The organism is Haloferax sp. ATCC BAA-644, from assembly GCF_000336975.1.
In the GTDB taxonomy this organism is placed as follows: Archaea; Halobacteriota; Halobacteria; order Halobacteriales; family Haloferacaceae; genus Haloferax; species Haloferax volcanii.
This window is the reverse complement of the sequence record NZ_AOLF01000013.1, coordinates 287,551-313,905: the sequence shown is the minus strand read 5'-3', so window position 1 is coordinate 313,905 and position 26,355 is coordinate 287,551. Positions and strand designations below refer to the sequence as shown.

26 protein-coding genes are annotated in these 26,355 nt (G+C 65.4%); 13 read left to right on the top strand and 13 right to left on the bottom strand.

Annotated elements, in window-relative coordinates; genetic code table 11:
• The first annotated feature begins 95 nt into the window (after nt 1–95).
• The 4 genes from C458_RS05355 to C458_RS05340 are packed head-to-tail and all read left to right on the top strand — an operon-like array spanning nt 96 to nt 5,202.
• The gene (locus C458_RS05355) at nt 96–1,196 is read left to right on the top strand and encodes a chemotaxis response regulator protein-glutamate methylesterase (RefSeq protein WP_008573886.1); all 1,101 of its coding nucleotides are present in this window, start codon (nt 96–98) and stop codon (nt 1,194–1,196) included.
• Between the two features lie 2 nt (nt 1,197–1,198).
• Nucleotides 1,199–3,490, top strand: coding sequence for a chemotaxis protein CheA (locus tag C458_RS05350; RefSeq protein ID WP_008573885.1), 2,292 nt, complete (start codon nt 1,199–1,201; stop codon nt 3,488–3,490).
• Nucleotides 3,490–4,332 (top strand): protein-glutamate O-methyltransferase CheR, encoded by an 843-nt coding sequence (locus tag C458_RS05345; protein ID WP_008573884.1) that lies wholly within the window; start codon nt 3,490–3,492, stop codon nt 4,330–4,332. Before C458_RS05350 ends, C458_RS05345 begins: the two co-directional genes overlap by 1 nt.
• A gap of 3 nt (nt 4,333–4,335) precedes the next feature.
• Nucleotides 4,336–5,202: a CheF family chemotaxis protein gene (locus tag C458_RS05340; protein ID WP_004043721.1), complete on the top strand. Its 867-nt coding sequence runs from the start codon at nt 4,336–4,338 to the stop codon at nt 5,200–5,202.
• Between the two features lie 57 nt (nt 5,203–5,259).
• Here C458_RS05340 and C458_RS05335 read toward each other — a convergent pair whose 3' ends face one another.
• The 8 genes from C458_RS05335 to C458_RS05300 all read right to left on the bottom strand — a co-directional run bounded on the left by C458_RS05335 (nt 5,260) and on the right by C458_RS05300 (nt 13,307).
• Entirely contained in the window at nt 5,260–5,622 is a 363-nt protein-coding gene (locus C458_RS05335) for a hypothetical protein (protein WP_008573873.1), read from the bottom strand.
• Nucleotides 5,623–5,696: 74 nt separating this feature from the next.
• Nucleotides 5,697–6,710: a CheF family chemotaxis protein gene (locus C458_RS05330; RefSeq protein ID WP_008573871.1), complete on the bottom strand. Its 1,014-nt coding sequence runs from the start codon at nt 6,708–6,710 to the stop codon at nt 5,697–5,699.
• Between the two features lie 101 nt (nt 6,711–6,811).
• The gene (flaJ, locus tag C458_RS05325; protein WP_008573868.1) at nt 6,812–8,554 is read right to left on the bottom strand and encodes an archaellar assembly protein FlaJ; all 1,743 of its coding nucleotides are present in this window, start codon (nt 8,552–8,554) and stop codon (nt 6,812–6,814) included.
• Between the two features lie 4 nt (nt 8,555–8,558).
• Nucleotides 8,559–10,223 carry a type II/IV secretion system ATPase subunit gene (locus C458_RS05320; protein WP_008573867.1) on the bottom strand — a complete coding sequence of 555 codons (1,665 nt, stop codon included), beginning with the start codon at nt 10,221–10,223 and terminating at the stop codon, nt 8,559–8,561.
• A complete protein-coding gene (locus C458_RS05315) occupies nt 10,224–10,973 on the bottom strand; it encodes an ATPase domain-containing protein (protein ID WP_004063732.1) in 750 nt (249 codons plus the stop codon).
• A complete protein-coding gene (locus C458_RS05310; protein WP_008573864.1) occupies nt 10,970–11,419 on the bottom strand; it encodes a CARDB domain-containing protein in 450 nt (149 codons plus the stop codon). The genes C458_RS05315 and C458_RS05310 overlap by 4 nt, the downstream gene beginning before the upstream one ends.
• The gene (locus C458_RS05305; RefSeq protein ID WP_008573863.1) at nt 11,420–11,857 is read right to left on the bottom strand and encodes a fla cluster protein FlaF; all 438 of its coding nucleotides are present in this window, start codon (nt 11,855–11,857) and stop codon (nt 11,420–11,422) included.
• A complete protein-coding gene (locus C458_RS05300) occupies nt 11,841–13,307 on the bottom strand; it encodes a flagella accessory protein C (RefSeq protein WP_008573862.1) in 1,467 nt (488 codons plus the stop codon). The genes C458_RS05305 and C458_RS05300 overlap by 17 nt, the downstream gene beginning before the upstream one ends.
• A 294-nt stretch (nt 13,308–13,601) precedes the next feature.
• On the opposite strand from C458_RS05300, the gene C458_RS05295 reads away from it, so the two are divergent.
• Entirely contained in the window at nt 13,602–14,342 is a 741-nt protein-coding gene (locus C458_RS05295; RefSeq protein ID WP_004063737.1) for an ATPase domain-containing protein, read from the top strand.
• A gap of 320 nt (nt 14,343–14,662) precedes the next feature.
• Here C458_RS05295 and flgA2 read toward each other — a convergent pair whose 3' ends face one another.
• The 3 genes from flgA2 to C458_RS05280 all read right to left on the bottom strand — a co-directional run bounded on the left by flgA2 (nt 14,663) and on the right by C458_RS05280 (nt 16,526).
• A complete protein-coding gene (gene flgA2, locus C458_RS05290) occupies nt 14,663–15,322 on the bottom strand; it encodes a flagellin A2 (protein ID WP_008573861.1) in 660 nt (219 codons plus the stop codon).
• Between the two features lie 10 nt (nt 15,323–15,332).
• Entirely contained in the window at nt 15,333–15,974 is a 642-nt protein-coding gene (flgA1, locus tag C458_RS05285; protein ID WP_008573860.1) for a flagellin A1, read from the bottom strand.
• 213 nt (nt 15,975–16,187) lie between these two features.
• On the bottom strand, nt 16,188–16,526 hold the full coding sequence (locus C458_RS05280) for a helix-turn-helix domain-containing protein (RefSeq protein WP_004043733.1): 339 nt from the start codon (nt 16,524–16,526) through the stop codon (nt 16,188–16,190).
• 132 nt (nt 16,527–16,658) lie between these two features.
• Here C458_RS05280 and C458_RS05275 point away from each other — a divergent pair, with 132 nt between their 5' ends.
• The 6 genes from C458_RS05275 (at nt 16,659) to C458_RS05250 (ending at nt 21,568) form a co-directional block, all read left to right on the top strand.
• The gene (locus tag C458_RS05275; protein WP_008573859.1) at nt 16,659–17,303 is read left to right on the top strand and encodes a hypothetical protein; all 645 of its coding nucleotides are present in this window, start codon (nt 16,659–16,661) and stop codon (nt 17,301–17,303) included.
• A 148-nt stretch (nt 17,304–17,451) separates the two neighbouring features.
• Nucleotides 17,452–17,820: a chemotaxis protein CheY gene (cheY, locus tag C458_RS05270; protein ID WP_004043735.1), complete on the top strand. Its 369-nt coding sequence runs from the start codon at nt 17,452–17,454 to the stop codon at nt 17,818–17,820.
• On the top strand, nt 17,817–19,004 hold the full coding sequence (locus C458_RS05265) for a chemotaxis protein CheC (RefSeq protein WP_008573856.1): 1,188 nt from the start codon (nt 17,817–17,819) through the stop codon (nt 19,002–19,004). Before cheY ends, C458_RS05265 begins: the two co-directional genes overlap by 4 nt.
• A 21-nt stretch (nt 19,005–19,025) precedes the next feature.
• Nucleotides 19,026–19,535, top strand: coding sequence for a chemotaxis protein CheD (locus C458_RS05260; RefSeq protein ID WP_008573854.1), 510 nt, complete (start codon nt 19,026–19,028; stop codon nt 19,533–19,535).
• 302 nt (nt 19,536–19,837) lie between these two features.
• Entirely contained in the window at nt 19,838–20,368 is a 531-nt protein-coding gene (locus C458_RS05255) for a FlaD/FlaE family flagellar protein (RefSeq protein ID WP_004043738.1), read from the top strand.
• Nucleotides 20,369–20,470: 102 nt separating this feature from the next.
• A complete protein-coding gene (locus C458_RS05250) occupies nt 20,471–21,568 on the top strand; it encodes a hypothetical protein (protein ID WP_008573849.1) in 1,098 nt (365 codons plus the stop codon).
• A 99-nt stretch (nt 21,569–21,667) separates the two neighbouring features.
• On the opposite strand, the gene C458_RS05245 is transcribed toward C458_RS05250, so the two are convergent.
• Nucleotides 21,668–23,794, bottom strand: coding sequence for a histidine kinase N-terminal 7TM domain-containing protein (locus C458_RS05245; RefSeq protein WP_008573848.1), 2,127 nt, complete (start codon nt 23,792–23,794; stop codon nt 21,668–21,670).
• A 322-nt stretch (nt 23,795–24,116) separates the two neighbouring features.
• Here C458_RS05245 and C458_RS05240 point away from each other — a divergent pair, with 322 nt between their 5' ends.
• Nucleotides 24,117–24,572 carry a FlaD/FlaE family flagellar protein gene (locus C458_RS05240; protein WP_008573846.1) on the top strand — a complete coding sequence of 152 codons (456 nt, stop codon included), beginning with the start codon at nt 24,117–24,119 and terminating at the stop codon, nt 24,570–24,572.
• Between the two features lie 33 nt (nt 24,573–24,605).
• Here C458_RS05240 and C458_RS05235 read toward each other — a convergent pair whose 3' ends face one another.
• The gene (locus C458_RS05235) at nt 24,606–25,748 is read right to left on the bottom strand and encodes an acyl-CoA dehydrogenase family protein (RefSeq protein WP_008573844.1); all 1,143 of its coding nucleotides are present in this window, start codon (nt 25,746–25,748) and stop codon (nt 24,606–24,608) included.
• A gap of 152 nt (nt 25,749–25,900) precedes the next feature.
• Between C458_RS05235 and C458_RS05230 the strand changes: the two genes are divergently transcribed.
• Nucleotides 25,901–26,338 carry a universal stress protein gene (locus C458_RS05230; protein ID WP_008573842.1) on the top strand — a complete coding sequence of 146 codons (438 nt, stop codon included), beginning with the start codon at nt 25,901–25,903 and terminating at the stop codon, nt 26,336–26,338.
• Nucleotides 26,339–26,355 lie beyond the last annotated feature (17 nt).

Sequence of the window (26,355 nt, the reverse complement as noted above, 5' to 3'; positions counted from 1 at the left end):
CGAAACGGCACACTAACGAAGCCACCGAGCCCTCGGCGGGGGGTCCGCTCGGCGACCCAGCGCGCCCCTCGTCCCGGCACCGGCGGGTGGGGGCGATGAGTTCAGCCACCGGGGCGGAGCCGACGCGAGCGGTCGTCGTCGACGACTCGCGGTTCATGCGGACGCTGATTCGCACGCTCCTCGAAGACGCCGACGTCGAGGTCGTCGCCGAGGCGGCCGACGGCCGCGAGGCGATTTCGGTGGTCGAGGAGAACCGACCGGACGTGGTGACGATGGACATCGAGATGCCCGAGATGAACGGCCTCGACGCGGTCGAGGCCATCATGGAGGAGTGTCCGACGCCCGTCCTCATGCTCTCGGCGCACGCCGAGGAGGACGCCGACGTGACGTTCGAAGCGCTCGACCGGGGGGCGGTCGACTTCGTGACGAAACCGGGCGGCGAGGTCACCTCCGAGATGCCCCGCGTCAAGCGGGAACTGGTCGAGAAGATTCAGTCCGCCGCGGCGGTCGACCTTTCGGCGACGCGCCGGGGCTCTCGCCCACCGAAGGCGGAGTCGAAGTCGCCGGCGACCGCGGGGTCGACATCGGCGGCGTCGGGGACGACCGAGTCGCTCCCGACCGAAGGCTCGACGCTGATTATCGGCGCGTCCACGGGCGGGCCGAACGTCGTCGAACGAGTGCTCGCGGCGCTTCCCGCGGAGGCCGGCCTCCGCGTGCTGGTCGTCCAGCACATGCCGGCCGGCTTCACGAAGCGCTTCGCGGCGCGGCTCGACGGCCGCTGCGACTACGAGGTCCGCGAGGCCGAAGACGGCGAGCGAATCGGCCCCGGACAGATTCGAATCGCACCGGGCGGCTCGCACCTCCTCGTGACCGGCGACCGCGCGGGACGCCTCCGGCTCGAACTCTCCGACGACGAGCCGCTCCACGGCGTCAAACCGGCTATCGACCTCACGATGGCGTCGGCCGCGGAGGCGGTCGACGCGCCGCTGGCCGGCGTCCTGCTCACGGGCATGGGCCGCGACGGCGTCGAGGGGATGACCCGAATCAAGCGGGCGGGCGGCCACACGGTCGCACAAGACGAAGCGACCTCTGCAATCTTCGGGATGCCGAAGCGGGCCATCGAGGCCGGCTGTGTCGACACCGTCGCGGCCGACGGGCGAATCGCGGACGAAGCACTCAGCGGGCTCACTACCTGACCATGGACGAAGAACTCTACCAAGCATTCATCACCGAGAGCGAAGAGAGCATCACGCAGTTGAACAACTCGCTGCTGTCGCTGGAGTCGAACCCGGACGACACCGAGGCCATCGACGACATCTTCCGGCAGGCCCACACGCTGAAGGGGAACTTCGGCGCGATGGGCTTCGACAACGCCGCGACCGTCGCCCACGCCGTCGAGGACCTCCTCGACGAGATTCGCCACGAGCGACTCGACGTGACGGCCGAACGGATGGACCTCGTCTTCGACGGGATGGACCTCATCGTGGACATCCTCCACGACATCGAGGAGAACGGCGAGTCCACCATCGACCCGAGCGACACGGTCGAGGAGATTCGCGCGGCCGTCGAGGATGGCGGTGACGCGGGAAACTCGAATCCGGCGGCGTCTGACGAGGCCGACCGCGAGTCGGTCGACCTCGGCTCTCTCGCCGCCGACTGCGTCGACGCGGACGCGCTGGACGCGACCACGCTCACCCACGCCCACGTCGAACTCGACGCCGGCCAGATGAAGGGCGTCGACGCCGGCATCTTCCTCAGCAGCATCCCCGAGGACCTCGACGTGGTCGGGGCGAACCCGACCCGCGACGCCATCGAAGACGGCGAGTTCGGCGACGGCTTCGACCTGTTCGTCGCGGAGCGCGACGCCGCCGTCGTCGAAAGCGAACTCGACGGCCTCTGGAAGGTTTCGGCGGTCGAGACGACCGACGTGTCCGACGCACTCGCCGCCGGGGGCGCGACCGCGACTGCAAGCGACGTGCCGGCCGCCGACTCCGACGCGGACGCCGAGGGAGACGCCTCGGCGTCGGACGAGACCGAGCCGAGCGCCGACGCCGACGCTGACGCTGCCGGCGGCACCGGCGCGGACGCGGCCACCGACGAACAGGCGGGCGACGACGGCTCCGAGGGAGACGCCGACGAGGCCGAGTCGACCGATGGCGACGGCGAAGACGACGGCTCCGAGGGAGACGCCGACGAGGCCGAGTCGACCGACGGCGACGGCGAAGACGACGGCTCCGAGGGCGACGGCGCGGAGCAGAAAAAGGAGGCACGCTCCATCTCGGCGGTCAAGTCCGTCCGCGTGGACGTCGACCAACTCGACGAACTCCACGAACTCGTCGAGCAGTTGGTCACGAGCCGAATCAAGCTCAGAAACGCCATCGACGTGGGGCAGACGACCGCGCTCGACACGCTCGACGAACTGGACAAGATTTCGTCGAACCTCCAGAACACCGTGATGGACATGCGGCTCATCCCGCTGAAGAAGGTGTTCGACAAGTTCCCCCGACTCGTGCGCGACCTCGCCCGCGAGCAGGACAAGCGCGTCTCGTTCAAAGTCGAGGGCGCGGACATCGAACTCGACCGCACCATCCTCGACGAGATTTCCGACCCGCTGATGCACGTCCTCCGGAACGCCGTCGACCACGGCATCGAAGACCCCGACGTTCGCGAGGCGAACGGCAAGTCCCGCACGGGGACCATCCGGCTCTCCGCGCGCCGCCAACACGACACCGTCATCGTGACCGTCGAGGACGACGGGAGCGGCATCGACGCCGACGCCGTCCGCGAGAAGGCAATCGACAAGGGCGTTGCGACCCGCGAGGAACTGGACCAGATGCCCGACAGCGAGGTGTACGACTACATCTTCCACCCGGGCTTTTCGACCAACGACGAAATCACCGACGTGTCCGGCCGCGGCGTCGGCATGGACGTGGTGAAGACGACCGTCGAATCGCTCGACGGCTCGGTGTCGGTCGAGAGCGACCCCGGCGAGGGGAGCACGTTCAACATCCGGCTGCCGGTGTCGGTCGCCATCATCAAGGTGCTGTTCGTGCAGGTCGAAGACCGCGAGTTCGGCGTCCCCATCAAGTACATCGACGAGATTAGCCGCCGCGACCGCGTCCAGACGGTCAACGGCGCGGAGGTCATCGTCCACGAGGAGACCATCTTCCCCCTGATTCGGCTCCGCGAGGCGCTCGAAATCGACTCGCCCGAGCCCGACGACGGCATGGTGGTCCGCATCCGCCCCGACGACAGACAGGTCGCGCTGCACTGCGACGGCGTGACGAAACAGGAGGAGGTCGTCGTGACGCCACTCCAAGGACCGCTGTCGGGCGTCGGCGGGCTGTCGGGGACGGCCGTCATCGGCGACGGGAACGTCATCCCGATTCTCGACGTATCGACGCTTCAACTCCCCGCCGACGGCGAGCAGGCGATGCGCGAGTTCGACCCGAGCCAGCTCCCCGACACCGCCGAGGAGGCGGCCGACTGATGCCGTCGTCGGCGACCGACGACCCGGCGTTCGACCGGCTCTTGGACTACATCGAAGACTCCCTGCGGTTCCAGACGAGTTCGTACAACGACGCCTACCTCGACCGCCGAATCTCCGCGCGGATGCGGCGACGACGCGTCGACGACTACGGGTCGTACCACGACCTCCTCACCGACGACGAGGACGAACAGCAGGCGCTGCTCGACGCGCTGTCGGTCAACGTGACGAGCTTCTTCCGCAACCCCGAGGTGTGGGAGGCGCTCCGGGAGGTGCTCCGCGACCTGAGTTCGCGGGGGAGCCGCCACGACCCGATCAAGATATGGAGCGCGGCCTGCTCGGACGGCCGCGAGGCCTACTCGCTGGCGATGCTCGCCCACGACGACGACCGGGTCGACGAGCGCCGCATCGAAATCGTCGGTACGGACATCAAACGCGAGATTCTGCGCGCCGCCAGAGCCGGCGAGTACCGCGCCTCCGAGACGAACGACGTGGCCGAACAGCTCGACCCCATCGGCCGCTGGGAGCGCTTCGTCGACCGCGACGACGACACCTTCCGGGTGAAAGACGCCGTCACCGACATGGTCCGCTTCGAGCGGCGGGACCTCATCCGCGAGGAGCCGCCGGGGACGTTCGACCTCGTCGTCTGCCGGAACCTGTTCATCTACATCAACGCGGCATCGAAGCGCGCCGTCTTCGAGACGCTCGGCTCCGCGATAAAGCCGGACGGCTACCTCACCATCGGCATGACCGAAACCATCCCGCCGACGTGCAGACAGCAGTTCGACCCCGTCGAGAAACGACTCCGCATCTACCGCGCGAGCGACGCCGCGGTCGGGAGGTGAGCGATGAAGCCCGGTGAGCAAAAGCTCGGGGACACGCGCGGGCGGTTCCTCCAAGTCGTCAAGAACGGCCGGGAGATGCACGACGTGGACTGGACGAGCGGCCGCATCCTGCTTTCGAACCGGCGGCTCATCCTCGCGGGTACGGGCGGCAAGCGGACGATTCAGCTCTCGAAGATACAGGAGTTCGGCGGCCGGTACGACGTGAATCAACGCATCGCGACCGTCTCCGACTACTTCAGCGTCCACATCCCGTCGGGCGTCGTCCTGCTCGCGCCCGTCGACTACGACGAGTTCGAGACGGACTTCTTCGGCGCGCTCCTCAACACCGAGCAGTTCCTCGCGCGACACCCCGCCGTCGCCGGCGGCGTCGTCCAGAACACCGAGTGGGAGAAATCCCGGCTCAAAGTCGAGACGGAGGCCGTGAGCATGGCGACCGTCGGCGGCAAGTTCGTCGAAATCCGCCTCGACGACATCGGCGACGTGAAGACCGGCGAGCGGACCATCGTCGACGAACACCGGAGCGTCATCGAGGTCGAACACTCCGACGACGAGGGGACGAGCCTCCAGACGTACATCTCCGGCTCCGACCGCGCCGTCAGCTTCCTCTACACGCTCCTCCGCGAGGGAGAGGAGCTTTCCGAGACCTCCATCGAACTGAGCGAGACGGACAAACAGGTCCTCACGGCGCTGTACTCCGGCGTCTCGCCGTTCGACATCCCGAACTTCCTCGGCCTCGACGTGGACGAGGTCGAGGAGCTCTTTCAGCGACTCATCGACCACAACGTCGTCGAGGAGATTCGCGTGCGCCACGAGGTGCAGCTCAACGCCCGCGGCCGCAGCATCGCCTCCGACGCAATCAACGAGCAGTAGCCAGCACTCGGTTTTTCGCGGCGCAGTCGCCGGACGGAGAGCCACGCGTCGCGCTCGTCAGTCGTCGCTCGCGCGCCGCGAGGCGCGTTCGAGCGCGATTCCAGCGTAGACGCCTCCCACCCAGACCCCGGCTAAGAGAACGATGCCCCGCACGCGCTCGCCGGGGTCGATTCCGAGGCCGTAGGTCGATAGAACCGGCAACAGAGCACTCAAAACGCCGATTATCGTGTACCAGTAGTGATCCTTCGGCCCCGACCACCGCCAGCGGTACGCCGAAAAGGCGACGAACCCGAAGCCCGCAATCGTGTACGTGAGAAGGAGGACGACACCGCCCGACGCGTCGCCGTGTCGGAAGCCGAAGGAGTAGCTGACTGCACTTCCGAGTCCCAGCCCGACGAGCGCCGAGGTCCGCGTCCGCATGGTGGCTGGTTAGTTGCCCAGTTGATAATTCTTCGCAACCATCGGACGAAACCGCTCCCGGTAAAAAAACAGTTTCAGACGTTCACGTCTTCGATTTCCTCGTTGACGACGAACCGGCCCTGCGGCGTCAGCGAGGTCGGCAGTTCGTCGTCGCCGATGAGTTCCTCCTCGTGGAGTGTCTCCAGTTCCGCTTCGAGGACTTCCTCTTCGACGCCGAGGAGTTCGCTGAAGTCGACCTCGGCGGCCATCTCGCCGGCGGAGTACAGCCCGACGAGGACTTCGAGGCCCTGTTCGGTGATTTCGACGTCGCGGACGCCCGACTTTATCCAGTGGTAGACGAGTCTGAGGTAGCGCCCGAGAATGTTCATCTTCCGCCGCGAGTCGAGCGTTATCTCGGAGGTGACCGTCTGGCCCTGTTTGACGTGCTGGACCGAAAGCACCAGTCGCGTTTCGCCGTCGACGGTCCGTTCGAGCACCTCGAAGAAGATGACGCTCGCGAGGTCGATGTGGAACGGCTCGCCGTTCTCCGTGAGCGGGCCGTCGTCGTCGGGGAACGTGACGGCCTCGTAGTCGAGATGCAGGCCCGAGGGTCGGCGCTCCGTGTCGAGGACGCGGCCGCCGATGCGGGCCGGGTGGGTGACCTGCGCGCGCGAGCCGTTGAGCGCCGCGCGGAACAACAGCAGCGAGAACTTCTCGATGGTCTCGCGGTCGCCGCCGATGACGGTCGTCCGTCGCTGGCGGCCGATGATGTAGCCCACCATCACGGTGTAGTCGAAGAACTCCTCGACCTCCGGAGGAACCTGCCCGACGGCGATGTCGAAGATGGACGTGATGGGAATGACGGTCTTCGCCTTCGACGTGGCGAGGATGAGCCGCCGCTGGCTCATCAGGACGCGGCCCTTGACGGGTTCGAACGAGGCGTTGCCGCCGGCGACGAAGTTGGCGACGAAGTCGACGACGATGGATTCGCCGTCGCTGGTCTGTTTTTCCGTCTGCTTCTTCGAGCGCTCCCGCTCTTGTTCCTCGCGTTCGTCCGACGGTTCGGACTTCTTCCGGCGGTACGCCTGCAGGAGATCGCTTTTCGCCACGTCGCCCCCCTCGGGCGCGCGGGAACGGGCCTCCTGTGCGGTCTGTTCGCCTCCTGTGTCTGGCATCGTATCTCGGGTCTGTCTCTGTGGTCCGTCGTCAGTCATACACTAATCAGCGCTCCTGCGAGCGACGAGGTCGCGACCGCCATCAGGGAGCCGACCCAGACGAGCATCACGAAGTGGAGGTACGCGTTCGCCTTGTGCCCCCCGTCGACCATCCGAATCATGAGCGACGACAGGAGGGCGTTGAACAGGATGATGAGCGTCAGCATGTACTCGATAAAGGGCACGTCGTAGACGCCGGCGTAGATGAGCGTCCCGAACTGGAGGCTGTCGAGGTTCATCTCCGTCGAAAACGACGCGAGAATCTCGACGACTTCCAGCCCGATGAAGAAGGCGAACGACGCGGAGGCCGTGATGCCGTAGAGGACGCCGATGAGGGTCACCGTCGACTGCTTTCGCTGCCGGCGGAGCTTGATAATCTCGTTCATGTTGCGGCTGATGAGCTCGCCGAGAAGCTTCGGCTTGCCACCCATCGACCGGCCGACGTTGTACATCTCGGAGAACTTCTGGACGAGGTAGGAGTTCGTCTCCGCGGTGAAGAAGAACCACGAGCGGTCGGGGTCGAGTCGCATCCGAAGCCGCGTGTACAGCCGGGCGATTTCACGCGAGAGGACGCCGAAGTCCTTCGTCTTGAGCGTCTTCAGGACGGCCGTCGTCGTGCTCTGTTTCGCCGTCTCCGAGGCCCCGAGCGCCCGGATGAAGCCGGGGTACTCCTCGTCGCGCTCGCCGATGCGTTTCTCGTGGCGGCGCGCGACGATACCGGGGACCGCGAGCGGCGTCAGCGGCGTCGAGATGAGAAGCGGAATCGGGAGCTCAATCATGATGGGCCGAACCGTCGCGCCGACGGGGGTCAGGTTGAACGTGCCCAACGCGAGCACGAGCACCATCGTGATAGAGAGGCCGACCGCGCCGTACAGCGTGATGTCTATCTGCCGGTTCGCCTTCGTCCGGTACTCCCGCTGGTGGTACCACAGCGGGTCGTGCGGCGACATCGTCCGGATGACGAAGTAAAAGCCCAACTGCACGAAGACGAACAGCACGATGACCGCGCCGATGGTCATCGTCGCGTCGGTCCCCGTCAGGATGGGGAGTACGATGGCGTTGATGATGGCGAACGTCATCGACAGAATCATCGAGAGGTAGAGGTCCTTCATGACCTCCAGGTTCCCGAGGGCGCTCTCGTAGACGGTGATGTACTTCTGAATCATCGCGTTCTGCTCGCCGAGGAGGAAGTCGTCGATGCTCTGCCCCGCGTTGATGGAGTACGCGAGCCGGTCGAGGAAGTCAGCGAGCGGCTTCGACGGGACCTCCCGCGCCCGGCGCTGACAGGCGTCGTCGAGCGACTGGTTCCACGCGTCGACGAGCTGGACGATGCGGTTCATCTCGGTCGCCAACTCGCCGTATTCCTCTTCGCGCGCGAGCGTGCGAAACACGGCGACGCGGTCGATGTTCGTCGTCGAGAGCACGGTCATGTGCGTGATAAGCAGGTGCAGTTGGTTCTCCAGGCTGCGGCGCGTCTGCTCGACGAGGAGCCGCGGGTAGAGGACGGCCCCGCCCAAGAGCAACACGCCGAGGAGGAACACGGGGATGCGGACGAGGAGGGGAAGGGGAAGCGCAATGGCACCGGCCATAGAGAGGAAGAAGAACACGATGGCTGGCCCGAGCACCGCGAGCAGGTACCGCGGCAGCTCCATCGGCATCTGCTCGTACGACTCGATGATGTCGCTGATGAAGTCACGGACCTGCACCGCCTGCATCGATGTGCTCTGTTCCCCTGCCATCTCGTTACACCCTCGCCATGTCGAACGGCAGTCCTTCGACGCCGTCGCGCTGGTAGTCCTCGATGAGCTCGTTCACCTCGTGGTAGCCGAGGACGTTCTCCTGAATCGCCCGGCGGACGAGTTCGGCGCGGAACTGGATGTCGTCGTAGATTTTCCGCGTGTCGTCGTAGCCGAGGAGCGTCGCCACCTTCTGCTCCATGATGAAGGAGTTGTTCATCCCCTGGAAGACGATCTCGTCTTGGACGGGGTCCCAGTAGAACGCCTCGCGGGTGACGACGCCGCCCATCTCCTTCGAGTAGCCCTCGATCTCTTGGACGCTCGTCACCCGGCGGAGGATGTCGTTGCCCCGGCGGACGCGGTTCTGGAACAGCGCGATGTCGCAGTTGTCCATGAACGTCTCGGGGACGTTGATGGGGTCGCCGGTGAAACGCTGAATCATCGAGACGATGTCGGACGCGTGGAACGTGAGCATCACCGGGTGGCCGGTCTGGGCCGCCTGGAACGCCATGCGTCCCTCTTCGCCACGGACCTCCCCGACGATGATGTAGTCGGGGCGAGAGCGGAGCGCGGCCGCGACGAGGTCGAACATGTCGACTTCGGAGTCGGAGCCGCGGCCCTCGCGGGTGAGCAGTTGCTGCCACGTGTCGTGCGGCGGGAGCACCTCGGCGGTGTCCTCCGCCGTGTAAATCTTCGAGTCCTGCGGGATGAACGAGAGGATGGCGTTGAGCGTCGTGGTCTTGCCCGACGCCGTCTCCCCGACCACGAAGATGGTGCGTTCGTTCTCCAGCGCGATCCAGAGGTACGCGGCCAACTCCGGCGAGAGCGTTCCCCACTTCGTAATCTGGAAGATCGAAAGCGGCACGTCGTCGCCCTGACGGATGGTGAGCGACGACCCCTTCAGCGACACGTCGTCGGAGTAGATGATGTTGATACGCGAGCCGTCGGGGAGCGTGGAGTCCACGATAGGGTGGGCGTCCGAGACGGGGTCGCCGATGCGTTCGCCCATGTTGCGGAGCCAGTTGTCGAACTGCTCCGTGCTGTCGAATTCGACGCTCGTCTCCAGGAGGCCGAACGTGCCGTGGTCGACGTCGACCTGGGCGGGACCGATGACGTGAATGTCCTCGTTCTCCGGGTCGCGCATGATGGGTTCGAGCGGCCCGAGGCCGACGATGTCGCGGACGAGCCGGTACTGTATCTTGTCGTACGTCGTCTGCGAGACTTCGATGCCGGCCACGTCGAGTCGCTTGGCCACGGAGCCGAGCGGCCCGCGGTCGTCGCCCTCGATGTGAACGATTTCGGAGAGCAACTCCTCGATGCGCTCCTCGTAGTCGGCGCTTTCTTCGGGTGCCGGCTTCGAGACGCTGCGTTCGAGCAGTTTGTCCTTGACGCGACCGAACACGTCGAGTTCGTCGTCGTCCATCTCGGGTTCGATGGTGTAGTACTTCGTCGTCTCGCCGAAGTTGCCGTATATCTGGCAGAACACGGGGCCGCCCAGCGGGTAGATGATGTTCGGACGCCGGGACTCGTAATCGCCCGGCTCGTCGACGAGCATCGGGAACTCGCCGGTAATCTGCCGGAACCGCTTGAGGTGGTCCCGCAGGTGCGGCCACTGCATCGCGAGGCGCTTGAGGTCGTCCGACAGCCTGGCGGAGCCGTGTTCGGTCGCCATCTACGCCACGCTCCTCGACTCGATGACGAGCCCGATACCCGACCGGACCGAGAAGCCGACGCGGTCTCCGACCTGCTGGCCCATCCCCGCGAAGCGCTTCACGAAGATGTTCCGGCGAACGTCGTTTCCGACCTCCACCATCTCCAGTTCGAAGTAGACGTCTGCGATAGAGCGGAACGGGCCGATAGAGCCCTCGTCGACCGACGACGGGTCGACGGTGATGATGATGGTCTTGCCCTTCGTCGTCAGCTCGCGGAAAAACGAGATGATTTCGAGGGCGGCCTGCCGCTCGTCGTTCTGCCGGACCAGCGCCTCGAACTGCGGGTCGTTGCGCAGGATGGCGTCGAACGTGTCGATGATGATGACATCGGCGTCCCAGAGCGTCTCGGCGTCCATCAGCCGCCGGAGGAGCTGTTTGCGCTCCTCTTGGCTGCTCCCGCCGGAGAGCGCGCCGCTGCTGTCGATTTCGGCCTGAAGGAACAGAATCTGCTCGTCGAGCAGATGCTTGACGATGTCGTACGAAAGCGAGTGCATCTGGTCGAGGAAGCCGCGGACGCCCAGCTCGGTCGAGACGAGCGTCACCACCGTTTCCTCGTCGCAGAGGCCGTAGCTGAATCGCTGCGACAGCACGCTTTTGCCGGCGCCGTAGTCTCCTTCGATGAGGACGATAGCACCCTTGGGGATGCCGCCGCCGAGTTCCTTTTCGAGACGGTCGTGCCCGGATAGCCCGAGAGAGAATTGACTGCTCATGGTACGCGGAATTCGAACACCTCTTCGTCACCGTCGACGACGACGGTCATCCGGTAGTCGCCCGAACTCAGCGCGATGTCCGTCACCGTGAGTTCGATGACGTTGCTCGGCCGCCACTCGGTGCCGTCGACGACGTTCACCGTGACGTTGGTCTGATACTGTCCGCCGACGATGATATCGAAGCCGCCGCTGGCCGCCGGGAGCGTCCTGAGGCCGGTGTTCTTGACGTATATCGAGAGGTTGTCGCTCCCGCCGTCGTAGACGCCCGCCTGCGGGTCGCTTATGACTTCGATATCTGTTCTGATCTCTGTGCTCACGTCGCCGCCGCGCTCGTCGAGCGAACTGCTGATACCGGTCACGGTGTCGATGAGGACGCCCGAGACGCCGGCGGCGACGACGATGCTGGCGATGAACAGGATGAGGCTCGGAACGGAGATGTCGGCCATCTAGCTCACCGCCTCCGTGGCTGCGACGCCGCTTCCGGTGACGACTTTCACCCGTTCGGGGGTTGGGTCGACCCCTACGACGAACGAGAGGTTCTCGCCGGCGTACCAGAGGTCGGTTCCGGCGTCGCCGTCGACGCTCGCGTTGGCCGACGGCACGTCGACGTAGGCGTTGTCGACGAGCAACGTGGTCTCGCTCACCGAGAGCGTCTCCGAACCGACGTTCGTCAGGTTCACCGTGAGGCTCGTGTTGTTCGTGTCGTAGGTCGCGTTCGTGACGGCGATGTCCGTGTTCGTCCGTTCGAGCGCCCGCTCCGCGTCGGCGTCCTGCGCTTCGAGTACGTTCTCCGACGCGTTGGACGTCGCCGTGTACAGCGTTCCCGTGGCGATGAGGACGCCGAGGAAGATGATGGCGGTCGAGCCGCTAACACCGAATCCCATCGAATCTCCCCCCGTAGGCGACCAACTCCTCGTACAGCTGTCCCCGCGGAACGTCCTCCGCGAGCCGGCAGACGTACGCGAGGCTCGTCTGGTGGTCGTCGATGCGGAGTTCGTGGTCGTCGGCGTCTTCGACCGACGGCGCTATCTGTCCGACGTGGGCGTTCAGTTCGCTCTCGACGGCGCGCGATATCCAGTCCTGCTCCCGATACTGGCGGAGCGCACGCGACGCGCCGAGCGCGCCGCCGACCGTGACGAGGTGTTCGGCCCACTCGAGGACGAGCACCTCGGAGACGTAGTTCGACGGGAGCGCCGTCAGGTAGGCGTCGGACTCCTCGACCGACGCGGACGACTCGGGTTCCGCGACCGCGCCGTCCTCGTCGTCGTCCGACAGTTCGTCTTTGGTTCCCGCCGCGGTGGCGTACTCGGCCTCCAGTTCGTCGAGCGTCTTGCGGACGTCGCCGTCGGCGTCCCGCTCGCCGTCCTCAATCTCGGGGGCCGGGTCGGTCTCGGATTCGCGGTCGGATTCGTCGGACACCTCGTCGCCCGGCTCGTCGTCTTCCTCCGCGTCGTCCGCCGTCTCGGAGTCGAGCGGGTCGGCGTCGTCGAGCGCTTCGTCGTCCTCGTTTTCGAGGTCGACCGCCGCGTCGTCGAGGTCCGCTCCGGCGTCGTCCGCCGCCGCGTCGTCCTCGTCGTCCCAGCCGTCGCCCTCCTCGTACTGTTCTTTGAGGTCGTCGAAGCTCGCGCCGCCCGCACCGCCCGCGTCGTCGGTCTCGTCGGCTGCGTCGGCTTCGCCGTCCTCGTCGTCCTCATCGTCGAGCACGTCCGCGGGGCTCTCGCGCTCCGCTTCCGCGAGTTCGTCCTCCGCGGCGAGCTCCGCTTCCTTCGCGCCCTCCTCGGCGTCGAGTTCGCCGAAGTCGTCGTCGAAGAACGACTCGGCGTCGGCGTTCGCCACCTCGGGGTCGAGATGCTCTTCGTCCTCGGCTTCCGCCTCGAAGAGGCCGAACGCCCCGCCGCCGTCGAGGCCGCCCATCTCGCGGGCGTCGTCGACGAACGGGTTGATGCCGCGGGTGACCATCTCGTAGATGTCGAGCAGTTTGCGAATCGTGTCGTCGAGTTCTTCGACTGTCTCACCGATCTGTTTGTTCTCTTCGCGGACGGTGTTCATCCCCGACGAGATGGCGCTTACTTCGTTCTCGAGTTCGCCGACGCGATCTTCGAGCTCTGCGAGTTCCTCGCTGTTGTCGTCACCGAATCCGCCGAATTCGTCGTCGTCGAATCCGTCGTCGAGGTCGTCGCCGAAGTCACCAAACTCGTCGGAGAGGTCGTCGATTCCCTCCTCGAATCCAAGTCCATCGTCTGATGACATATGTTGTTCTTCCGTGTCCGTTTCGTCCCCGGCGTCGGCCGTGTCTTCGTCGTTCTGCCACTCCATCATGCTCGCGGCGAGCACCTCCGCACCGTCTGCGGGGCGATTCGTTCGAGCGACGGCCTGTCACCCGGCCGAGCGGCGAACCGGCCGGGGAGGTCCGACGCACTCGGGGGAGCAGGTAACATTGATGCAAGGTACGTAAGTCGGTACAAGAAAGTTCCCGTCCCGTTATCAGTCCCGATATTTCCGCGGTCCTGAATTTCTGTTCGACGAACGTGTAATAAAAGTCAGACGACGGCGTAGCGGCGGTAAGAAGAATTATCCGGCGTCGGCACGGACGTTCCTCCGACAGCCAACACCCGTTTCAACACAACCATGACAGAACTAGTCAAGACCGGTGTCGAAGGACTCGATTCCATCCTGAACGGCGGTATCGTCAAGAACGCCGCGGTGCTCATCAGCGGCAACCCGGGGACAGGGAAGAGCATCCTCGGCCTCCAGTATCTCTACAACGGCGTCGACCAGTTCGATGAGGGCGGCCTGTATCTCACCTTCGAAGAGACGGAAGACGACATCCGCGAGGCGGCCGAGTCTATCGGCTTCGACCGCTGGCACGAGTACGTCGAGTCCGGCGAGATCAAGGTCTACGACAAGCGGACGCTCCTCCGCGACGGCGACTTCTCGACGACGCTCGACCGCATCCTCGGCGACCTCCAGGACACCAACTACGACCGGCTCGTCCTCGACTCGCTGACGATGTTCCAGCTATTTTTCGACGACGAGAAAGAACAGCGTCAGTATCTGTTGAAGTTCATCGACATCCTGAAAGACAGCGGTCTCACCTCGCTTCTGACGACCGAGCAGTCGGCCATCTTCCCCGAGACCGACATCGGCCTCGAGAACTTCCTGACCGACGGGAACATCTACCTCATCCAGAGTCCCGCGGGCGCGACGAGCAACCGCTACATCTGGGTCGCGAAAATGCGCAAGCAGAGCATCAAGAACTCCATGTTCCCGCTGGAAATCGCACAGGGAGGTATCAAGATATACGAGCAGGCGGCCGGGTTCTCCATGGTCGGGGAGTCGCCGCCGTGGTTCGGCGAAGAGACCGAGTAACGGGTCGGTCCTGAAGGCCGGTGGCCCCGGTCTCGCTGCGCTCTTCCTGTTTTCGCCGCCGGGCTCTTTCGACTCGCTCGCACACGAGAACGCGCCCGACTCGTCGATTTGTTCGTGTTCGTCTCACCAGCTCCTGTCTCCGTGCAGTTCGTCTCGGCTCATCGTCGCGACTCGGCTGCGGCGTTGCCCGTCACGTGAGCGCCGCGACCGACAGCGTCACTCGGGCGAGTCGCGCTGTGAGCCGTGGACTCCGAACAAACGACAGCGCTGCCGCTCGGCAGTCGGCGTCGATAAAATGAAAGGAAAGTTTCGGTGCCGGGTTACAGTTCGACGGGTTCGCCCTGCGTCTTGCCGGCGAGCTGCTGGGGCATCGTCAGGATGACCTGCGTCGTCCCGCCCGTGCGAGAGGTGATTTCGAGGGTGACCTGCTCGCCCGTCGAGAGACCACCGACGAGGTCGGTGTCGTCACCGTTGCTATCTTCGATTGCGGCCGTGTCGATGGTGACCTCGTAACGGTCGTTCATGCTGTTGAGGACGCCGAACGAGCCGTCGTCGTCGGTGACCTCGGCGAGACCGAACTCGTCGCTGTCTGCGACGCCTTCCGCGGAGTCGTTCGTCGCGGAGTTCGCGCCGGTCGTCACCGTCTGGTTGGTCAGGGTGACGACGCTGTCGCCGCTGAGGTACTTAATCGAGGTCTCGTTCATGTCCACCGCGTCGGAACCGGCGGCGAGACGAACGGTGAGCGTGATGTTGTCGATGTCTTCGTTGCCGACCGTCCCGTGCGTGTTGAGGACTTCGACGCGGTTGGTGACCTTGTTCACGGACTGCTCTCCGGCGTCTTCGGCGGTGGCTTGCAGGAAGCCGGCCGTGTTCACGAGGACGCCCGCCGCGATTGCGGCGACCAGAACCATCGCGATGAAGACGATGAGGGTCCCGATACCGACCTGACCGCGGTCGTCGTCAGTGATGTTGTTGAACATTTGAATCTCCTCAGAGTGCGATGGGGTCGTTGTCGTCCTTGCCGGCGAGCTGCTGGGGCATCGTCAGGATGACCTGCGTCGTGCCACCGTTGCGGCTGGTGATGTCGAGCTTGACGGTCTGGCCCGTGGCCGTCCCGTTCGCGGCGTCACCTTCGACCGTAGAGGTGTTGATGACGATCTCCGCGCGGTCGGACTGCTCGTTGAGAACCTCGAACGAGCCGTCGCCGTCTTCGAGGACGCCCGCGGTGAAGTTGTTCCCGGTCGTCAGGTTAGCCGGGTCTGCCGTGTCGGCGCCGGTGACGGTGTCGTTGTAGGTGAGCGTCCGCGCGGTCGTCTCACTCAGGTACTTGACCGTCGTGTCTTCGAGAGAGACACTCCCCGAACCGGCCGCGAGGCGAACCGTCAGGAAGACCTGGTCGACGGTGCGTTCCTCACCGGTCTTGTTAACCAAGCCGTGGGCGTTGACGACGTCGACGCGGTTGGTGACCTTGTTCACAGATTGCTGTCCGGCGTCCTCGGCGGTGGCTTGCAGGAAGCCAGCCGTGTTCACGAGGACGCCCGCCGCGATTGCGGCGACCAGAACCATCGCGATGAAGACGATGAGGGTCCCGATACCGACCTGACCCCGGTCTTCGTTGATGTTTTCGAACATAGATTTCGTGGGTTTGGTCCCACACTCGGTGGGGAGCGGGGAACCGTCACTCGTCAACTTGGAGAGGTCCTACATAACGCTACGGCCCTCACTATCAAGACTGATACCAATGGGTCGGTGCGTCAATACGTAAAATTCTCCGCACGCTCACGCGGGCGATCAGCGAGCACTCGTCTCAGAAAACGTAAGAAAAGAGTCCGGAGTCGGAGCGGTTCAGTCCTGCGTAATCTTCCGCCACACGTCGTCGAGTTTGTTCTTCACCTCCGGGCGTTCGGTCACGCTGACCGTGTAGTCGTCGCCCTCGAACCGAACGACGATTTCGTCGACTTCACGGCGGTAGACGTTCGTTCGTCGGTGCTCGTCGGAGAGAACCCGGTCGTGCAGTTCGAGGAGGCCCGCCGCCGTCAACTCCTCGATCCGGCGATAACAGGTCGCGATGGGGATGTCCAACATCTCGCTGAACTCCTGTGCCGAGTGGGGTTCGTCCGCGGCACGGAGGATGTCAGGGTTGTATTCGTTTCCCAGTGCGGAGAGGGTCCTGTCAGACTCCATAGATGGAGATTTATCAGGACGCGCGGCTTGTCAATGTGTTGGTTGGCTATCTGCCACGTTCTCAGTCGTAGTAGTGAGTCCGCCACGGACGGTGACGATGGGATTATATGCCACGGCACCGAGCATTCGTCGATGGACGACGAGGACGAACGTCCCCCCAATCACCCGCGGGAACAGGGGGTCGTCGGGACGGACGAACTCGATATCAGCCGCGACGAGCACGTCGCGGCGCTCGACACGGGCCGGTACGTCATCTCGACCGGGGAGGCCAAGCCGCCGGCCGCCGACGCGGCAGGCGACGAGAGCCAGCCCTCCGATTCGGGTGAGACCACAGGGCCCGATACGGAGGCCTCCGGCGAGGGCGACGAGGACGCCGCGGCTCCCGAACTCGTCCTCCCGAAAGACCCGAAAAAACGGGCCGTGCTCGCTCGACGCCTGCTCGCAGAGCGCGTCGGAGCGGTCCGCGCGGACCACGCGCTCGTCACCACCGCGCTCGTCGACGGCAACGTCGCTCGCCACGAGACCGTCTCCGACGACGTGACCGAGGTCGTCAACTCGTTTCTCTCGTGGTACGCCGACGCCGTCGGCAACGCCGACACCCCGCGCGACGAGGTGCTCGGCATCCTGCTTTTAGCCTCGGAGGTGCGGGTTACCTATCCCGTTCGTGCCGTCGAGGCGCTCGCGACCGCCAACGGACTCGACCGAGACGACAGCATCGGCGACCTCCTCGACGCCGTCGAAGACACCGGCGCGTCGTTCCCGCCGCGCCGACGCTGATGCGTCGGTGACGCGGCCCGGGTGGGCGTTGGAACCCGATAGCTGCGGTCTGCACGACGTGACGCGGGTGATTCGCCCTCGACACACCATATCAGCCTTGATAATGGGGAGGAAGGGTTTATGGTGTGATTTTCGGAAATCTGGAGGTATGGCAAGCAAGGTACTGGTCGTGGACGACTCCGCGTTCATGCGGAATCTCCTCAAACAGCTCCTCGAGGGTGAACACGAAGTCGTCGGCGAGGCCGAAAACGGGGTCGAAGCGGTGGAACTCTACCGCGAACTCGAACCCGATGTCGTCACGATGGACGTCGTGATGCCGATTCGAAACGGCATCGAAGCGACGTCCGAGATCAAGTCGCTCGACGCCGGCGCATCGGTTATCATGTGCACGTCGGTCGGACAGGAAGAAAAGATGCGCGAAGCGGTCGAGGCGGGGGCGGACGGCTACATCACGAAGCCGTTCCAGAAGCCGAACGTGCTCCAGGCTATCGCCGACGTGATTCAGGCAGAGGCATGAATCTCGACGTCCGGTCGCTCCGCACGTTCAGTCGGCTCGCCCACTCGGGCGCGGAGAAAGCCGCCGGTTCGCTGACCACGCTCGCGGGCATCGACACGTACGTCAACGTCACCAAGGTCGAACTCGGGACGAAGTCGGACGTGGAAAACGAGTTCGCCGAGCGCGACCTCGTGAGCGTCCACATCGGCTTTTCGGGCGGCTTAGACGGCCACACCGTGTTGGCGTTCTCGCCCGAGTCCGCCGAGCGGTTAGTCGACGCGTTGATGCCGGGCATCGACGCCACCGACGCCGACGGCGAACTCGCTGAGAGTAGCCTCAAAGAGGTCGCGAACATCATGCTCGGCGGCTTCATCGACGGCTGGGCCGACTACCTCGACACCACCGTCGACATCACGACGCCGACCTACGTCGACGACGAGAACGACGGCCCGCTCGACCGCGTCGACGCCGAGGGGTTCGAAAACGGCGGCGACGACGAGCACGTTCTCGTCTTCCGAAACCAGTTGGAGGCCGCGGACAACGCCATCGAGTTCGACCTGTACATGGTGCCGACCGCGGCGTCCATCGGGACCATCGTCGAGGCGAGCGGCGACGACGGCGCGCTCCCGGTCGAGTCGTTCGCCGCCTTCTCCGAGATGATAAACGACGGCGCGACCCAGGCGTCCGAGGACATCACCGCGATGACGGGCATCGACACGACCGTCGAGGTGAGTCGGCTGAGTTTCGTCCCCATCGAGGGCGTGCCGATGTCGCTGACCGACGCGGTCCGCCGCGGCGTCGTCTTGGAGTTCAGCGGGACGCCGAGCGGCTACATCGCCATCCTCTTCGACGAGCCGTCGGCCGAGAACATCGCCAGTAGCCTCCTCCCGGGCATGGAGGGCGACGAGGCGATGCGCCAGAGCGCGATTCAGGAAATCGGGAACATCACGACCTCCGGCTTCCTCGACGGCTGGGCGAACGCGCTCGAAACGACCATCGACATCTCGCCGCCGAAGCACGTCCACGACATCGGGTCGGCCATCATCGACCCGCTCGCGACCGACCTCGCGCAGTCCCAAGAGTACGCGTTCCTCATCGACTCGACTATTCGAACGGACGACGACGAGTTCACCTGCGATATCTACGCGCTCCCCGACGAGACGGAGCTGCGCAAGGCGCTCAAGCAACTCTCGCCCGCCGTGTGACCCCTCCGTAGAGGAATCTCAATGCAAGTTTACACCACGGACACGCCCGCGGCCCGCTCCGGCCGAATCAAGGTCGGAATCGCAGATTTCGCCGTCTCCAGCGACGAGAGCACGCTGACGACGAGCGGTCTCGGTTCCTGTATCGGCGTCGCGCTGTACGACCCCGAGACCGGCGTCTCGGGGCTCGCACACGCGATGCTTCCGGAGGCGGACGACGGCAGCGAACCGGCGAAGTTCGTCGACACCGGCGTCGAACTCCTGCTCGCAGAGATGCAGGCGGTCGGCGCGGACACCGACCGAATCGTCGCCAAAATCGCCGGGGGAAGCACCATGTTCGACTTCACCTCGGCCGACGGCGACGGCAGTATCGGCGACCGAAACGTCGCCGCGACGCGAACGACGCTCGACGGGTTCGGCATCGACGTCGTCGCCGAGGACGTCGGCGGCTCTCACGGCCGTTCGCTGGAACTCGACAGCGAGACCGGCGACCTCCGCGTGCGAAGCGCGAAGAGCGGCACCCACGTTCTCTGAGCGGCTCGGCTCCTTGTCTCTCGGTCTCGGTGCGACGGTGTCGGAAACGGACCCGCACTCGTCGCCCGGACACCGGCGACACCGGCGACACCGACTGTCGAATGACGACGACCGAGTCCGAGCGCCCGCCCAGTTCGATATCACGAGTGATAATGTCTCGAATAGATTTATGTCGCCTCCTTCGAATGCTTTCACCGACACGGTACGATATCGCGTGTGACATCGCGGACAGCGCGCTGCGCGCTCCGCCGCCCCGAGTCGGGGGACTCAGGGGATTCGTGCCGTCCTGAACGAGGTGACCCATGTACCTGGACCCGGACGAATACGACCCAGACGAACTTCGACGTATCGCGCGTGACGCACCACGAGCCAGACGGAACGGCGACGGTAGATTCGATGACGGCCGATTCGACGACGGCCGATTCGACGACCGCGGGCCGTTCCGGTTCGATAACCCGCTTTTCGACCGGAGCCGACAGGAGGCGTCCGAGGCGCTCCGGTCGAGCCAACTCGAACACCTGCTCGTCCACCAGTCCCGCGGCGAGGAAGACGGCGTCGAAAAGCCGTATCTCCGCTCGCTGCCGGACAAGTACGGCGCGGAGCGCGTCGTCTTCGACTGGCTGGAGTTCCTCGTCCTCAAAAGCGGGTTCAAGCGGGCGATGGACGCCCTCCGGTACTACCAGACGGTCGGCTGGGTCACGCCGGACGTCGAGGAGACGCTCCGGGATTATCTCCTCGGCTTCTCCGCCGACGTCGACGAACCGACCGACCTCGACGTCGACGACCACCTGCTGAGCCTGGTCTACGTCGCCCGCCTCTCCTCGATGGTGTGACGCCGACCGCCGGGTCTCGAACACGGTCTCTCCTTCCGACGACTGAATGTATCCCATGACTGCGCGAACCACCCCGCCGAGTCCGAATCGAGTTGATACCGTATGACGAACGACGCAGCCACGGCCAACGGCACTGACGCGACGCCCGAGTCCGTCGAGCGCGACGCTCCGACCGCCGTCGGCGTCAAGTTCGGGAGCGCCCGAACGACGCTCGTCTTCGACGACGGCGACGCGGCGACGACCGTTCAGGTCCCTTCGTGTCTGGTCGACGGCGAAGACGCGCTCCCCGGCGACGAACGCGTCCGCGACGACGAGGAGGCGGTCCGGCGGTCCGCTGACCGAGCGGAGTTCATGCTTCGCTCGGGCGTGCCCGCGACCGCCCGCGACGCCGAGTTGTTCGAGCGGTTCGTCCGCGAACTCTGCGAGCGACACGACCTCCCCGCCGAAAGCGCCGTCGTCTACGCGATGCCGACCGTCGACGACAAGGTCGGCCTCGCGAACTTCGGCACCGCAGTCGGTGAGTGCGGCATCGGGGGGGCGCTCACGCGAGGGCTCCCGGAATCGCTGTGCGCGTCGATTCCGGCGCTCGGCGACGGAATCGAGGCGGTCAGCGAGGTGTTCGTCGCCCTCGACCTCGGCGCGACGAACCTCGAAGCGTGCGCGTACCGACACGGAACGCGGTTGCTCCCGTTCGTCTCCGCAGAGGTGTCCGGCGACCGCGTCGACCGGCGCATCGCCGAGGCGGTCGAAGCCGAGACCGACGGGCGCGCGACTATCGACCCCGACACCGCCCGCGAGTACAAGGAAACGCACGCCGACTTCGACGGGTTCGAACCCTTCACCGACGCGGTCGAACGCGGGGACGGAGACGGCGGCGACGGCGTCCGCGAGTTCACCGTCGAACGGGGCGTGATGGAGCCGCTGGACGACTATCTCGACGACGCGGTCGCCCAACTCGGCGACTTCTTCTCGCGGCTGGCGAGTTCGCACATGAAGACCTATCAGCTCGCTCGCGCACGCCCGCTGGTCGTCACCGGCGGGATGGCGTGCATCCCCGGCTTGGTCGCAGAACTCGAGTCACGCCTCGCCGCGGAGTTCGACCGTCCCGTAGACGTGGTCGTCCCCGACGACCCGACGACCGCCGCGGCCGCGGGCGCACACAGGCTCGCGGTGCGGCTCCGGGACCGAAACGCGACCTGAACACGCTCGGCTCTCGGGTCCGCTCGTTGTCTCGTTCTCGCGTTCCGCCTTTGACACGCCGAGTATGCGACTCGATTACTGCGCGGCTCAGCCCGTCTCTCAGTCCGTCTCCGACTCGCCCGTTATCGTGCCGCCGTCGCTGGCGGAGGCTGCTCGGTCGGCGCTCCGGAGGCCGACGATGGCGACGGACCCCCGCGGCTCGTTCTCCGTGAACCGGAGCCGACCGTTCGAGCGGTCGATTATCCACTGGACCAGCCAGAGGCCGAGTCCGCTGATGTGCTGGAGCGGCGTCTCGGTCCCCGATTCGAGGACGGAGAGTTCGGCGTCGGGGACGCCCGGCCCGTTGTCGGCGATTCGAATCTCGACGTAGTCGTTCGAGGTCGCGCTCCGCTCGACGGTGACGCCGACCTCCGGGATGACGCGGTCGTTGTGTTCGAGCGCGTTGTCGATGAGGTGTTTGATTGCCGACTCGATGAGGTCGTCCGCGGTGACCCACATCTCGTCGGGGAGGTTCCGATGGACGATTGCCTCGGGGTAGTCGGACTCGATGTCGTCTAACTGCGCCTCGATGCGCTCGACCACCTCGACGGGTTCGAGTCCGGACGGCCCGCGGGTGAGCGTCGTGTCGATGTGCCGGGTCTGCTCGCCGAGTTCGACCAGCGACGACGCCTTTCGCTTTATCGTTCGGGCGTGGTCCTTCGACTCCGCGGGGATGCGTTCGTCGAGGAGGAGGTCGGCGTGGCCGAGGATGACGTTCATGTCGTTTCTGAGGTCGTGCCGGAGGACGCGATTCAACACTCGGAGGCGCTGTTCGTAGCGATGGCGACTCGTCACGTCCCGCGAGTTCAACACGACGCCGCCGACGGCGGGGTCGTCGAGGAGGTTGACGCCCACCGTCTCGAACCGCCGCCACGTACCGTTTTTGTGGCGGACTCTGAACTCGGCGCGCACGGGCGGGTCGCCGGAGACCACCTCGTCGAAGCAGTCAGCGACCCGGTCTCTGTCATCGGGGTGGACGAGGTCGAGCACCGGTTCACCGACGAGCGCGTCGGTCTGATAGCCGAGCACCTCGGTCATCGAGGGACTCGTGTAGGTCCGTTCGCCGTCCTCGTTGAGGACGGTGATGACGTCCCGCGAGTTCTCGATGAGCGCGCGGAACTCCGCTTCGGTGCGGCGGCGTTCCGTCACGTCGTAGAAGACGAGCAAGCGCGTCCGGTCGCGTGTCTGGTCGCCGAGCGGTTCGGAACGGACCTCAAAATAGCGGTTGGTCCCGTCGTCTTCGACGACCGCTTGCGCCCTGTCTCGACCCGCTAACACCGCCTGAACCTCGGACGGCACGCGAACGCTTTCGAGGACGGGCTCGCCGACGCACTCAGCGACCGGTCGCGCTAACAGTTCCGAGGCGGCCCCGTTCGATTCGACGATTCGGTCCTGTTCGTCGAGGACGACGACGGCGTCGCGCATCTCCGAGAGAATCGCGTCGCGGGCGATGGGCGTGATATCGAACAGTTGGTGTCTGAAGAGCGCCCAGAGCACGACGACCGAGCTAACGCCGATAGAGACGGGGACCGGATTGATTCGGAACGGGAAGAAGAACTCGCCGCCGAGCGCGGCGAGCGGAATCACCCCGGCGACGAAGAGAAACCCGGCCTGTCGCCGGTGGATGTTCGAGCTTTTGAGGTACGTTCTCGCGATGACGCTCACCCCGGTGACCGCGACGCCGAACCCGTAAACGACGTGTGCGACGAGGACGAGGTCCGGACCGAGCGGGCCGAAGAAGTCGGCTCCAGGGACAGCGAACCGGCCCGGCTGCATGGCCCGCCAGGGGCCGACCGACGACCCGAGCAGCCCGTGGGAGGCGTTCGTCAACTTGAGGGCGATAGCGACGGCGGGCTCGACGGCCAGAAAGCCGAGCATCTGCGTGGAGAGGAGCTGGTCTTCGCCGGCGTAGACGAGCGCAAAGACGAGCCAGACCGTGGGGATGACGGCCGCGCCGGCCCACGCCAACTGCGCGTAGAACAGTTCTGCGCTGGGCGTCATCGGGAGGAAGAGGAACCCGTACGCCGTGGCCCAGATGCTCCCGGAGAGCGTCAACAGCGCAAACGGGAGGCGGACGCGCCGCGAGTAGCGTCGGAACCGGCCGAGAACAACGAGTGTGACGACCCCCGCAAGGATGCCCGCGGCGAACAGCGCGTACGCGTGTGGGTACTGCCCGACGCCGGTCATATGTGGGTCGTGGCTCGCATCTGTGACTCTCTTGGAACTATTCTTTCCGATGAGTGTCACATCGGAGCGATATCAAACGTGTAGCTGGTACGGAACTTAAGCGATTCGCCCCACATATCAAAGTTGATAGCACACGGGGCGAAGAGAGAAATCACGCCACACCGAGTGAAACGCCCGTCAAATCAGCGTTCGACTCGTAGTCTCGTTCGGAGTTATCAACCGTACCGTTCACCCACTCTCTCGGATTGAACGTTCGTGTGGCTGTCATATGTCGGACGTTCGCCCGAACGCTTAATTCGGATGGACGCACACGCAGGGGTAGATGCCGCGCGAGTCACGTCACCCGACTGACGCCGACGGCCCGACCGGCCCCGGACTCAGACGGAACTCCGGCGCTCGGTCGTTCGACTGGGTCGACGCACCGACGAACCGGGCGTGGAGCGACGTGGCTCACGAGCGCCTCCTCGCGACGACCGCGGCTGTCACCTCGGACGGCGAGCCGTTCCTCGACGAGATTCCGCGGACGCCGCGGGCCGAGCGCGTGCTGCTCGACTGGTGTGTCCACCTCGTCGAGCGACTCGGCGGTCGCGGCGCGCTGGAGATGGCGTCGTACTACCGCGACATCGGCTGGATAGGCGACGAGCCGCACGACACGATTCGCGAGCGCGTCGTCTCCTTTACCGTCCCCGCCGACTTCGAGGACGCGCCGACAGAAGAGGACCACGTCCGCAGTTTCTCCTACGTCGCTCGGCTGTCAGCGATGACCGAGTCGGAGTAGCCGGAGTGAGTCACCGCCGGCTTCGACGGCCGCTCAGAGGCCGAGTTCGCGGCCGATGATGAGGTGTTGAATCTCGCTCGTCCCCTCGCCGATTTCCATGAGCTTCGCGTCGCGGTAGAACCGCTGAGGGGCGAAATCGGTCGTGTAGCCGTAGCCGCCGAGCACCTGCACCGCGTCTTCTGCGACCTCGCGGGCGGCCTCCGAGGCGTCGAGTTTCGCCAGTGCGGACTCCCGGCTCACCCGCTCGCCGGCGTCGTACCGCGTCGCGGCCTTGTGGGTGAGCAGTCGCGCCCGCTCGGTCTTGCGGTGCATCGAGACGAGTTTGTCGCGGATGGCGTCGAACTTCGAAATCGGCCGGTCGAACTGCTCGCGCTCTTGGGCGTACGATTTGGCGTGGCCGTACGCGCCCTCGGCGAGCCCGACCGAGAGCGCCGCGATGGAGATGCGGCCGCCGTCGAGCGTCTTCATGGTCTGCGTCCAGCCTTCACCCTCCTCGCCGAGGAGGCGGTCTTCGGGCACCCAACAGTCGTCGAAGGAGAGTTCGCAGGTCGGTGAGGAGTTGAGCCCCATCTTGTCCCACTCGGTCGTTACCTCGAAGCCGTCGTCGTTCTCGGGGTCGACGATGAACGTCGAGATGCCGTCGTAGCCCGCGCCGGGGTCCGTGACGGCCTTCACGAGGACCGAGCCGGCGACGTTCGCGTTCGTGATGAACTGCTTCGTGCCGTCGATGACGTAGCCGTCGCCGTCCCGCTCTGCGACCGTGTCCATGTCGCTGGCGTCGCTCCCGGACCCGGGCTCGGTGAGCGCCCAGCCGCCGAGGTGCTCGCCGGTCGCCAGCGGCGTAAGCCAGCGTTCCTTCTGCTCGTCGGTGCCGAACAGTTCGATAGGCTTCGACGCGAGGCTGACGTGGGCGGCGTACGACAGGCCGATACCGCCCGAGACGCGACCGAGTTCCTCCACGACGAGCGCGTACATCAACTGGTCGCCGCCGAGGCCGCCGTACGCCTCGTCGATGGGGACGCCCATCACGTCCAACTCGGCCAACTGGTCGAATATCTCCGCGGGGAACCGGTGTTCGTCCTCGATGTCCTGCGCGATGGGCGCGATTTCTTCCTCGCAGAACTCGCGGACGGTATCCCGAATCATCCGGTGTTCGGCCGGGATGTCGAAGTCCATGCGACCAACTATCGTCGTGCCGGACATAAACTAATCGAACGACCATGAAAGACATGCGTCGCGGCCGGCGAAGGCGGCAGCCCGCATCGGGTACTCCCATCGCGTGGGAATAGGCATCCGGGTCTTTTTGCGCCGCGGCCCGACGTTCTCGTATGTACTCCCACATCCTCTTTCCGACCGACGGCAGCGACTGTGCGGACGCCGCCTTGGACCACGCCATCGAACACGCCCGCACCTACGACGCGACGCTCGTGGCGCTCTACGTCGCGGACGTGCGCGAGGTCGGCTACGCCGCGCCCGCGCTCTCGCTCGAACGGGTCCGCGAGGCGCTCCTCGAAAGCGGCGAGCAGGTGTTAGACCGCGTCGCTCAGGCGGCCCGCGAGGCCGGCGTCGAGGTCGAGACCGTCGTCACGGAGGGCACGCCCGCGAGCGAGATTATCCGCCACGCCGACGAGCGGGAGGTGGACCTCGTCGTGATGGGAACCCACGGCCGCAGCGGCATCGACCGCTACCTCATCGGGAGCGTCGCCGAGCGCGTCGTCCGCGGCTCCGACGCGCCCGTGTTGACGGTCCGACAGGAGTCGGCGTAGGCCCACGAGGTTAAGCC